The organism is Nocardia carnea, assembly GCF_029868855.1.
Taxonomy (GTDB): Bacteria; Actinomycetota; Actinomycetes; order Mycobacteriales; family Mycobacteriaceae; genus Nocardia; species Nocardia carnea_A.
Map to the genome: position 1 here is coordinate 1 of NZ_JARWOV010000182.1, position 10351 is coordinate 10351.

At 70.4% G+C, this 10351-nt stretch carries 10 protein-coding genes; 3 read left to right on the top strand and 7 right to left on the bottom strand.

The window, feature by feature from the left end:
* Positions 1-135 precede the first annotated feature (135 nt).
* Positions 136-1281 carry a polyprenyl synthetase family protein gene (locus QH195_RS16360; RefSeq protein WP_432278443.1) on the bottom strand — a complete coding sequence of 382 codons (1146 nt, stop codon included), beginning with the start codon at positions 1279-1281 and terminating at the stop codon, positions 136-138.
* 192 nt (positions 1282-1473) lie between these two features.
* On the opposite strand from QH195_RS16360, the gene QH195_RS16365 reads away from it, so the two are divergent.
* Complete coding sequence (locus tag QH195_RS16365; RefSeq protein WP_432278441.1) at positions 1474-2475, top strand: methylenetetrahydrofolate reductase; 1002 nt, start codon at positions 1474-1476, stop codon at positions 2473-2475.
* A gap of 500 nt (positions 2476-2975) precedes the next feature.
* On the opposite strand, the gene QH195_RS16370 is transcribed toward QH195_RS16365, so the two are convergent.
* The 6 genes from QH195_RS16370 to QH195_RS16395 all read right to left on the bottom strand — a co-directional run bounded on the left by QH195_RS16370 (position 2976) and on the right by QH195_RS16395 (position 8731).
* Positions 2976-3335: a hypothetical protein gene (locus QH195_RS16370; protein WP_280436006.1), complete on the bottom strand. Its 360-nt coding sequence runs from the start codon at positions 3333-3335 to the stop codon at positions 2976-2978.
* 101 nt (positions 3336-3436) lie between these two features.
* Complete coding sequence (locus tag QH195_RS16375; protein ID WP_280436007.1) at positions 3437-4591, bottom strand: glycosyltransferase; 1155 nt, start codon at positions 4589-4591, stop codon at positions 3437-3439.
* A gap of 331 nt (positions 4592-4922) precedes the next feature.
* Positions 4923-5699 (bottom strand): LppM family (lipo)protein, encoded by a 777-nt coding sequence (locus QH195_RS16380; protein WP_280436008.1) that lies wholly within the window; start codon positions 5697-5699, stop codon positions 4923-4925.
* A gap of 16 nt (positions 5700-5715) precedes the next feature.
* Positions 5716-6522, bottom strand: coding sequence for a carotenoid biosynthesis protein (locus QH195_RS16385; protein WP_280436013.1), 807 nt, complete (start codon positions 6520-6522; stop codon positions 5716-5718).
* A gap of 32 nt (positions 6523-6554) precedes the next feature.
* Positions 6555-8120, bottom strand: coding sequence for a phytoene desaturase family protein (locus tag QH195_RS16390; RefSeq protein WP_280436009.1), 1566 nt, complete (start codon positions 8118-8120; stop codon positions 6555-6557).
* Positions 8117-8731: a GNAT family N-acetyltransferase gene (locus QH195_RS16395; RefSeq protein ID WP_280436010.1), complete on the bottom strand. Its 615-nt coding sequence runs from the start codon at positions 8729-8731 to the stop codon at positions 8117-8119. The genes QH195_RS16390 and QH195_RS16395 overlap by 4 nt, the downstream gene beginning before the upstream one ends.
* A gap of 243 nt (positions 8732-8974) precedes the next feature.
* Between QH195_RS16395 and QH195_RS16400 the strand changes: the two genes are divergently transcribed.
* Both QH195_RS16400 and QH195_RS16405 read left to right on the top strand, forming a co-directional pair.
* On the top strand, positions 8975-9367 hold the full coding sequence (locus QH195_RS16400) for an SAV_6107 family HEPN domain-containing protein (protein WP_432278442.1): 393 nt from the start codon (positions 8975-8977) through the stop codon (positions 9365-9367).
* A gap of 353 nt (positions 9368-9720) precedes the next feature.
* Positions 9721-10155, top strand: coding sequence for a DUF3040 domain-containing protein (locus QH195_RS16405; RefSeq protein ID WP_280422254.1), 435 nt, complete (start codon positions 9721-9723; stop codon positions 10153-10155).
* The last annotated feature ends 196 nt before the right edge of the window (positions 10156-10351 follow it).

Sequence of the window (10351 nt, forward strand, 5' to 3'; positions counted from 1 at the left end):
CGGGCATGTGCGGGGGCCCTGCGTGGTGACGCTGCGCTACCGCCTCCGGGCCTGACCCGCTCATGCTGTGTCCGTCGGGCATGTGCGGGGGCCCTGCGTGGTGACGCTGCGCTACCGCCTCCGGGCCTGACCCGCTCATGCCGCGCGCCGGGTGGCGGCCAGCGCCATCGCCTTCAACCGGTCTTTGGCCTCGGGGGTGGCGGAGCTGGCTTCGATGGCGGCGAGGCCCTGGTCGGTGAGTTCGGCGATCCGGGTTTCCACGGCATCGACCGCGCCCAGTTCGATCAGCAGTTCGCGCAGTTCGCTCACCTGTTCCTCGGAGAGGTCGGTGCCGATCTCGGCGCGTAACCGGTCGCCGGCGGCGGGGTTGTCCGCCGCGGCCCGCTGCAGCGCCTCGGCGACCAGCACGGTGCGTTTGCCCTCGCGCAGATCGTCACCGGACGGTTTTCCGGTGACCTCCGGATTCCCGAACACACCGAGCAGATCGTCGCGCAACTGGAACGCGATCCCGATATCGGTGCCGTAGGTGCGGTAGGCGGCGACCAGGCCGCCATCGGCGTCGGCGAGGGCGGCGCCGAGATGCAGCGGACGCTCGACCGTGTAGGCCGCGGTCTTGTATCGATTGATCCGCAGCGCCGCCGCGACGGACTCGTCGCCACTGGCCTCCCCGTGCACATCGAGCAGTTGGCCGCCCAGTACCTCGGTCCGCATACCTGCCCAGACCGGCGCGAACCGCCCCAGCGCCGCCGGGTCCAGACCGCTGCCGTGCACCATATCGTCGGCCCAGGCCAGGGCAAGATCACCGAGCAGGATCGCCACCGATTCGCCGTAGTGCGCCGAATCGCCCGTCCAGCCCTGGTGGTGATGGCGCTGTTCGAAGTCCACGTGCACCGTGGGGAACCGGCGCCGGGTGCGGGAACAGTCGATGATGTCGTCGTGGATCAGCGCGCACGCCTGCACCAGTTCGAGCGCGGCGCAGGCCTGGAGTACGGCCGCGGCCTGCGGGCCCGCCGGATCGCCCCCGGCACCCAGCCACCCCATCCAGGCGAAACCGGGCCGGGTGCGTTTACCGCCGCGCAGCACGAACGATTCGAGCGCGCCGACCGCATCGATGAATACCGGACCCAGTTCGGTGACGGCGTCCGCGCGGGTGGCGAAATAGCCGGTCAGGGCCTGTTCGACGGCGGCCGCGAAGGCCGCTGTCCCGGGTACGGCCGAGAGGGGGCCCGAACGGGCCGGGGTTTCGGTTCCGGTTCCGGCGGACAGGATGACCTCCCAGATCGTTGCTAGTCATGGGTGCCGGCCATCGGGAGCCCCGCAGGGTTTCTCCGATGGTGTCCCATGGTCACCCGCCGTGGCGACGGGACCTGATCGCAGAATACGCGCGCGCGGGTGGCCGCCCGGATTCGGTGGGGAGGTGGTCGGAGCGATAGGGGAACCGCCCGGACTCCGGTACGGCTTTAGACTGGGCCGGTGACTTTCGACAACGCGCGGGGACTCCCGACCCCTGGCCGGCCGTCTCCCACGTCACCGAACGTCTCCGCGACGCCTTCGGTCGTGCAGAGCCTGGAGCGGCATGCGGGTGGTGCCGTGCCCTTCTCGGTGGAGTTCTCCCCGCCCCGCGACGAAGCCGGTGAGCAGCGGCTGTGGCGTGCGGTGCGCACTTTCGAGCGGATGCATCCGGCCTTCGTCTCGATGACCTACGGCGCCGGGGGCAGCACCCGCGATCGCACGGTGCGGGTCACCGGGCAGCTCGCCCAGGAAACCACTCTGCTGCCGGTCGGGCATCTCACCGCGGTCGGGCACAGTGTTGCCGAGCTGCGGTCCATCGTCGGCGCCTACGCCGATTCGGGGATCACCAATATCCTCGTCCTGCGCGGCGACCCGCCGGGCGATCCGCTGGGGGAATGGCATAAGCACCCCGACGGGGTGGAGTATGCCGAAGAGCTGGTCCGGATCGTGCGCGACCTCGGCGACTTCCATGTCGGCGTGGCATCGTTCCCGCAGGGGCACCACCGCTCGCCCGACCTGGATTGCGATACCGCCTACCTCGCCGCGAAACTGCGTGCGGGCGCGGAGTATTCGATCACTCAGATGTTCTTCGATGTCGACGACTATCTGCGGTTGCGCGACCGGATCGTCGCGCTGGACCGGATCGAGGGCGCAAAACCGATCATTCCCGAGCTGATGCCGATCACCTCACTACGCACCGTGGAGCGCGCCGAACAATTGTGCGGCCGCCCACTTCCGGAGCCTGTGCTGGAGCGGTTGCGCCGCGCCGCGGGATCAGGAGCGGAGGAGGATCGCGCCGCGGTCCGCGCTGCCGGGATCGAGATCGCCACCGAAATGGGGGAACGACTGATCGCCGAGGGTGCCCCCTGCCTGCATTTCATCACCCTGAATTTCGCCAAGGCCACCAGTGAGGTGCTGACCAACCTCGGCTACGGGGTGACCGCGGCGCCGCTGAGCGCCTGAACCGGCCGGGCGCCGGCACGGTGGCTCCGGGGTAGACGGCGCCGTCACAGCACGGTTCGCCGGCTCAGGGTTTCGTGACCACCGGTCCGGGCGCGTGTCGACCTACCGACCTGCTGATACGCGCAGTACCCCGTCTGGCCTGCGGGACCGGCCGGTGTAGCCCGTGGCCATGTGACCCGTCATCGCCGTATCGGTGGCGTTCGGCCGCGATCGGTCGTGGTGCATTACTGCCGACGCAATCGCACAGTACGGCGCTCGGGTCCGGCAGCTTGTACGTGCGTGCATGCGTTCGTGGCGAACTCGTAATCGGCGATCCGCGCGGCGGTTGCGGTCGCTCGGTGCCGCGGCGTCGTGCTCGGCGTCGTCGTGACCGGACACACGCTTCTGTGTCGGGGCCGCTCTACGCCTGGGACGGCCGTGGCCCGAGTTGGGAGAGGCGCGGCATCGCCTGCCGCGAGCCTGCCCAGGATCCCGGCATCGTGCAGCGGCGGTGCGGAGGGTCAGTCGATCGGGGCGTGGACGCGGATCGTCGTCCGTTCGCCCTGCCGGAGAACCTCGACGGCATGGTTGTCGTGGCGCAGGATCAGCCCGGGGGCGCCGTCCACGGGATCGAGGATTTCGATTCCGGCGATCCGGGTTCCGTCGTGGTCCAGCCGGTCGCCCGGTTTGGCGGCGATGAACACCCGGCTGTCGACGACCCACCAGGTACCCGGGATCCCGGGCAATTGCTCGGGCGATTCGCCGAGGTCGTGTTCGGCGACGGGGCCGGGCCCGCGGTATGCGCCGCGCAGGCGGATCGAGTATCGGCTGTGCCACTGTGCCCAGTCGGTATCGACGCTGGGATGGACGGCGATGGTCATACGAGCCTCCTCGAACCCGGCCGGAAATGGCCTGTTGCCCGCCGATCGGTCCGGGCAGGCTCATCATCCGGCCACGGCAACATCTGGCACAAGACCAAGAATCAGCGAGAGTCCAGCTCTTTTCCGGGCCGCAGAGTGCGTCCCTTCCAGGTGAGAGCGTTGCGGCGGCGATCGCGCTGTGAGCGTGCCCACAGGAAGAAATAGGCCGAAATGGCCACTGGGTGGGACAGTGCGGCAGCGAGGTCGCCGGGTCCTGGCCGCCGGCCGGTCTCCAGTCCGCGGGCGAGTAACCGCCCGGCCGCTGCCGCGGCGTACCCGGACAGTCCCCAGCGGCGCACCGATCCGCGACCGAGTACGGCGGCCAGCGGGGGCAACCAGTACGCCCAGGCGGCGACAACCGCGACCGCGAGCCCCGCGGGGACCGAACCGCCGTACGCGGACCACAGCCAGCGCCGGTATCCCGCCGCGAGTTCGCTTCCGCCCCGGTACATCCGGGTTCGCGCCAGCGCGCCGGTCGCGATAAGCGCCGTGCGGTACCCGGCACGGCGCAGCGCGCGGGCGATATCGAGGTCCTCGGTGGCGCTGTCCGCCACCGCCGTGTGACCGCCGATCGCGCGGTAGGCGGCCGCGTCGAACACCAGGAACTGCCCGCACGCGACCACGGTGGAAGCCCGTAATCCGCGATCGGCGCACACCACCGGCAGCGTCGACGCCCACGACCAGCACAGCAGCGGTTGCACCAGGTGCTCGGCGAGCGACCGCGCCTGCTGCTGTGGCCAGGGCGCCACCAGGGCGATCTCCCGGCGCCGCAATTCGGCCACCGCCGCGGCGAGTGCCCCCGGCGCGAGCCGGAGATCGGCGTCCAGGAACACCAGCACGGTGGTGTCCGGGAGCCGCGCGGCGGCGTCGGCGAGCGCCCGGCAGGCCGCGGCTTTTCCGGTCCAGCCCGGCGGCGGGCCGCCGGTCCCACGAAGCAGTGCGCAGCGCGGGTCGCTGTCGATCGACTCGAGTACGCGCGCGGCGGTGCGGTCGGTGGAAGCATCGTCGAATACGAGTACGCGCAGCCGCGGGATATCGGTCTGGGTGCGCAGATCTGCGATCAGGTCGGGTATCCGCTCGGCTTCGTTGCGGGCGGGCACGCAGACCGTCACCGCCTCGGCGATCGGTGTGGTGGCGGCGGACAGCCGGGGCACGGTGAGCCGGTTCCACGCTGTCAGTGCCGCACCACTCGCGGCCAGCCCGGCGCCGGCGGCCACCAGCAATGCCGCCCATCGACCAGCCGGCCCGGAGGACCCTGTTGCGCGAAACGGCCGAGAGAAGCCTGTGCGGAACGGCCTGGTGAAGCCGGCTGTGCGAGACGGCGCAGACAAGCCTGCGCGGACCGGCGTGGAGAAACCCGCAGCGCGAGACAGCCGGGAGCCGCGTGCTGCGCGGAACGACGCGGTCATGCTTGTTGCGCTGGACAGTGGGGACGAGTCCGCCCGGGGGGACGGGGCGAAGGAGGGCGGCGGCGTGCAGTCCGATTCGGACGCCCGCTGTCGTGCGACCCTTCGGGACGGGTCCGGCGCCGGCGCCGCGCGGTCGACCTCATGCGTCGCTCTTGACCTGATCCCACCAGCGGCGCAACGAGAAACCGGCGGGAGCGCCGGGGGCGGGCGGGTTGCGGTGGAGGTAGGCGAGGGCCGCGACGACGGCCGCGACGGCCAGCGTGATCCCGCCGACGATCCCGGCCCAGCCGGCGAACGAGCGGGTGTTCGGATCGGCGTAGCCGACCTCGGCGCGGACGGTGCTCACCTCGCCGGCAGGCAGTTTCCAGGAGACCACCGCATCACCCTCACGGGTGCCGTTGGTCTTGGCGACCCGGGCCGGGAACGCCACGCTCAGCTGCACATCCGAACCGTGCGGGGCCAGCGTCTCCAGATCGACCCGGCCGTTGAGGCTCACCAGGTCGCCGTTGCGCTGGAACTTCAGCTCGAACAGGCCCTGTGCCTGTTCCGACAGCTGACCGAGCTGTTCGACCTCGCCGAAGTTCAGGTCGTCGAAATAGATTTCGCTGCCGACGTAACCGTCCTGGTTGTACGTTTCGATCCGCACCTTGCTGGCCAGCGCCTCCGGCGCGGTGAACTGCGGTCCCTTGTCCTCGCTGTTCTCCGGGACGACCGCGGCCACGATCCGGCCCGAAACCCGGTCGTTGGACGACAACCCCATCGATGCCTGTACTCGCAGGCACCCGGCCAGGGCGGGTACCAGCAGAGCGGCCAGCACGAGGGCCGCCGTCACTCGCACTCGCAGGCGGCGCGAGCGCAGAACGGGGACCGGGGAGCCGGGTTTCGCGGTAACGGGACTCGAAGGCACGGATGACATGGTGCCAGGCCGCGACTCACCGACGCCATGCGACGGGCCCGGCCGCGTCGCCGCCGCCCGAGCCGGTGCGACCGGTTTCGGCGCGCACCGTCCGGACCAGCAGCGGAACCCCGAGCAGGCCCAGTGCGACCCCGCCGTAGACGGCCGAATACGGCAGTCCGAGGAAAACGGCGTGTGCCAGCGCGGAACCCAGCCATGTCCACAGGAACATCAGTACCGGCACAGCCGTGCGCCGGCTGGGCAGCGCGGTCCGTTCCCAGACGGTCAGCGCACCGGCGATAACACCTGCCACCAGGAACCAGCCGAGGTAGTTCGTCCAGGGGATGGCCACCAGGCCCGGTAACCCCGAATCGGTGTCGGCCCACCACCATTGTCCGTCGGCCACCATCTGCGGGTCCAGGAACAGATCCCAGCCCACCGCCCCCGCCGCGGTGGCGGCGATCCGCGCGGCGGGCCTACGGCACAGCATTCCCGCGACCACCCAGATCGGATAGATCCCGCCGGTCCACGCGAGCGGGACCACCAGTGGTACGTCGAACAGTGCGGGGCCCAGCCGGCCGACCGCATAGTCGTAGGCGCCGAACGGGAACCCGGTGGCGGTGCCCACGGCCTCGGCGGCGAGACCGATACCGGAAACGATCACGCCGAAACCCGCCGCGTACCGCAGCCCGCGCGTCACTGTCGCGTGCACCAGCGCGGTTCCGGCGGAGGCGAGTACCACCGCGACTGTGACGGCGTCGCGGGCAGAGCCGCCGGTCAGCGGATAGGCGATCTGCACCGCGATGAGCAGGATCAGGCAGCCGGCCGGTACCAGTTCACGCAGGTTGCCCGCCCGGATCTTCGAATCCGCCACCCTCACCCGCGCAACCACCGCCACCCGCGCCGGCCGTCGCGCAGGACCAGCCGCGCCGCGGTACGTCCGCTCGCCCCGGACACCCCGCCGCCAGGATGGGTAGAGGCGCCGGTGAGGTAGAGGCCGGGCGCGCCGGGCACCCGCTGCCCGGACAGTTCCGGTAGGGGCCGCCACAGCATCATCTGATCGAGGCTCATCTCGATATGCATGACATTGCCGCCGCGCAGCCCCATCTCGGTTTCCAGATCCACCGGGGTCTGAATATGGCGGCGCAGCACCGTCGCCGCCGCGCCGGGCGCATATCGGTCGAGTTCGGCGATGATCCGGTCGGCCTCGGATTCGGCGTGCGCCGCCCATTGCGCGCCGTCGGCGAGCCGGTAGGGATGCCACTGCGACCACAGCGAGAGCTGGTGCTGCCCCGGCGGGGCGATACTGGGGTCCAGTGCGCTGAAACTCATCCCGAGGACCACCGGGCGTGGCGGGAGCCGGCCTCCGAGGGCGTTACCGTGCGCGAGCCGCAACTCCCGGCGGTCGCTGACCAGCAATTGGAGACCGTTCGCGGATTCGGCAGCCGTCGCTCCCGGGTATTGCGGTAGCGCGCTGGTCGCGGCCCGCACCACCATGCCGATACCGGGACCGACCCGAATCCGCCGCCGCCAGCTGTCCAGCGTTTCGGGGTCGAAACCGCCGGCGCGCAGCAGTTCGAGTGTGGTGAGGATATGAGTTCCGGCGATCACGGTATCGGCGCTGTGGTCGCGCCCCGCGGTGGTACGGACTTGCCACCGGTCGCCGCGGCGGGTGAGCGCGGTGACCTCGTCCCCGGACACGATCTCACCACCGTCGGCGCGCAGCCGGGCCACGAGCGCTTCGGTGAGCGCGCCGCTGCCGCCCACCGCTCGGCCCGGCGGCAGAGTGTGCATGAGTGCCGCGAACCCCACCATCGGCGCGGTTCCCGGTTCCGACATCGGCGGGCCCGATTGCGCGCCGAACCAGGCCAGCGCGGCCTTGAGCCGCTCGTCGTCGAACCAGCTGTCCAGGAGCGTGTCACCGGTCTGCAGGAATTCCCGCGACAGGGCGCTACCCCCGGCCCGGGCATCCAGACCCCAGAACGAGCGCAGTAGATGGCCCGGCGCGGGAGCACCCCCGAACGAGCGCATCACCCGGCTCGAGCGCGGTTCCCAGACCGCGACGAAACGCCGGTAGGCCGCCGCGTCGCGGTCGCCGCAGGCGGTGGCCACCGAAGCACAGGTGCGGTCGAGATCGCGGTGGAAGACGATCGGGGCGGCGCCGGTATCGGGGCAGGCGGGTACGAAGGCCCAGGGGTCGCAGTCGACATAGCGCAGGCCGAACCGGTCCAGCTCCAATTCTTCGATGATGCCGGTATGCCGGATCATCAGATGCGCCGACGATCCGCGATCCACACGGTGGCCCGGGAAGCGCTGCACGGTCGAGACCGCGCCACCCAGGACACTGTCGCGCTCCAGTACCCGCACCGGGCGCCCGGCCCGAGCCAGATAACACGCGGCGACCAGCGCGTTGTGCCCGGAACCGACGATGACCACCGTCATGGCAACGGAAGGGGCCGGCCGAGAATGCCGAAGCGGCGGCTGTCACCGGCGAATACGAAATCGCGTAGCACGTCCTGAAAACCCATCCGCCGGTAGAGCCGCCAGGCACGGTTGTCCTCGGCCGACACTTCGGGTGTGGACAGCAGTACCGCGCGTTCGGGCCGGTCGCGCAGGAGTTTGCGGAGCAGGACCGCGCCGATTCCGCGACCCTGCGCGCTCGGATGTACATGCAGTTCGGTGAGTTCGAAATAGTCGCCGAGCAGACCCTGGGTCGCCGATTCCGGCCAGCCGGCCCGGCGCATACCCGCGTGCACCTGCTGCTGCCACCACTGGTGCGGTCCGCCCCGATAGCCGTAGGCGATCGCGACCAGGGGCGAGGAACGCACATCGAAGCCGCCGTTGTCCTCGGGCACCACCGCCGCGACGGCCTGCCAGCCGGCGCGCTGGGTGTGTTCGGTCCACATCGGCGCGCGATGGTGCTCGGTGCCGCGCGGATAGTCCATGGCCGCGACGTACACCGACAGCGCATCGTGCAGCCGGGCGCGCAGGGCGGCCACCGAGAGGTCGACGACGACCGGGGCGGGGAGATGGTTGGGTTTGACGGCGGTCATTGCAGTATCGGTGGGCTCTTTCGCGGTCGGCAGGGCGGAGCTGGGACTTTCCGGCGGGCGAACATGTCGGTGGTCGTCTCTATATTCAAGCTCGAGCCAAACGTTCGAATACCTGTTCGGCCCCCCACGGTGCACGCTCAGCCTGCCATACCGGCGGACCGCCACGGGGAGCGGCGGGTGAGATACGGAGGGACGGCCATGGCGGATCGAAACGTTCACCCGGCTCAATCGGGCCGGGCGGGGATGTTGCTGCAACGCGCCGACGGACTGTTGATGGAGGCGGCGGGGGAAACCGACCCACGGGAGCGATTCCGGGTCGCGTATCTGGCCGCATTGCGTGGGGCGGGAGCGGTACTGGCACTCACCGGCGCCGATACCGCGCCGCGGGCTCGCTCGCGTAACGCCTGGGTGATGCTACAGCGCGCCGCACCCGAATTCGTGATGTGGGCGGACTATTTCAGCGGCCATTCCGCGACCCGGGCGGCGCTGGAGGCCGGTCTGCCGCGCGAGATCGACGACGTCCGGGCCGATGAGTTCTACGCCCGGGTGGGTGCCTTCCTGCACGATGTGGAGGACCTGATCGCGCCGGCGGCGCGGCTGCGGGCCGCGGGGGAAGGGAACGACACGCCGCGCTAGGGCATATCGCCGCTCCGGCGCCCGAGTGGTGAGCCGTAGACGGCGCCGTCATCGATCGGAGATGTCCAGGGCGGGCAGGGTGCTGTTCACCGGTCGGCTCGCCCACGGCGAACGACGCGCCCCCCGATGGCGTCCGCGTCGCGCTCGGTCCCGTGCCCGGTGGCCGGCGCGGGCCGCCGACCACGGCTTTCGCCGCCGGATGGGCTCGCTGCGATCACGAAGTTCGTTCGGCTGTACCCATATGGTGGTACGGCTCTGGGGGAACTCGTATCATTGATGACAGATAGCCGCCAAGGGGTTATCTGTCGCCTACCCGGAGGCGACAGCCACGTCCTAGTGCCGGGGGAGGTACCGTGCCACTCTCCGAGCACGAGCAGCGCATGCTCGAACAGATCGAGAGCGCTCTCTATGCTGAGGATCCGAAGTTCGCGTCGTCCGTCCGCGGTGGACGCTTCCGTACGCCGTCGAGTCGCCGCAGACTCCAGGCCGCGGCCTTGTTCGTACTCGGCCTCGTCCTATTGATCGCCGGTATCGCCCTGCCGGTACGTCCCGGTGGTTTCCCGATCATCAGTCTGATCGGATTCATCGTGATGTTCGGTGCGGGAGTACTGGTTTTGCTCGGCGGACCGAAGGGCGGGCCGGCGGCCGGGGGCGGTACGTCCCCGAACGATCCGCCGGCTGCGTCGGGTTCGTCACCGCGGGCAGGCGGCCGCGGCCGGCAACGCCGCTCCGGTGGATTCACCGAGCGGATGGAAGACCGGTTCCGCAGAAGGTTCGAACAGGAGTAGTAGCCGGCCCAGGCGAACCTCCCACATATTGCGCGGACAGCCCATGCCCCCCCCGCCCCCGGGGGGCCGACCGGTGCGAGCGATGCGGTCCGGGAGAAGGTACCCGCGGCCGCCGATGTTGTCGGCTTGCGCGGAGTAGCGCTGAAGATCGGTGACGACGACGAATTCGGTACCTCGCCGGACGGCCCGCTCGAAC